Origin of the sequence: Ciceribacter sp. T2.26MG-112.2 (assembly GCF_900492205.1) — a bacterium.
In the GTDB taxonomy this organism is placed as follows: domain Bacteria; phylum Pseudomonadota; class Alphaproteobacteria; order Rhizobiales; family Rhizobiaceae; genus Allorhizobium; species Allorhizobium naphthalenivorans_A.
This window is the reverse complement of sequence record NZ_UEYQ01000069.1, coordinates 1-435: the sequence shown is the minus strand read 5'-3', so window position 1 is coordinate 435 and position 435 is coordinate 1. Positions and strand designations below refer to the sequence as shown.

At 62.8% G+C, this 435-nt stretch carries 1 pseudogene; it reads left to right on the top strand.

The features are described from left to right. Positions 1 to 435, top strand: a pseudogene (locus tag DYZ14_RS24245) (IS66 family transposase); the annotation flags it as partial.

Below are 435 nucleotides of genomic sequence, written 5' to 3'. Positions count from 1 at the left end.
GACACGCTGTCGCTGAAGGCGCTGCGCGAGCTCGTGACCGGTCTGGTGGAGCGGGCTGATCGGGCAGACGCCCGAATTGAGAAGCTCGAAGCTGAACACCAAAGGCTTCGCGATGAGAACGATCAGCTCAGGCTCGAGAACACCCGGCTGAAGATCGACAATCAGCTTCTGCGTGACGAGATTGCGCGGCTTAAAAACCTGCCGCCCCGCCCACCCTTCAGACCGTCGGGGATGGAAAAGGCAACGGGTGACAAGCCGCTCTCGGCCAAGAATCCGGCGCCCCGGCCGCGAGGGCCGAAGAACGACACGAAGCGGGTGACGCGTGAAGAGGTGCTGCCTGCCAGTGTACCGCCCGGGTCGCGCTTTAAGGGCTACAAGGACTGCTTTGTCCGGGATCTGGTGCTCAAGGTCGAGGTGGTTCGTTACCGGCGGGAA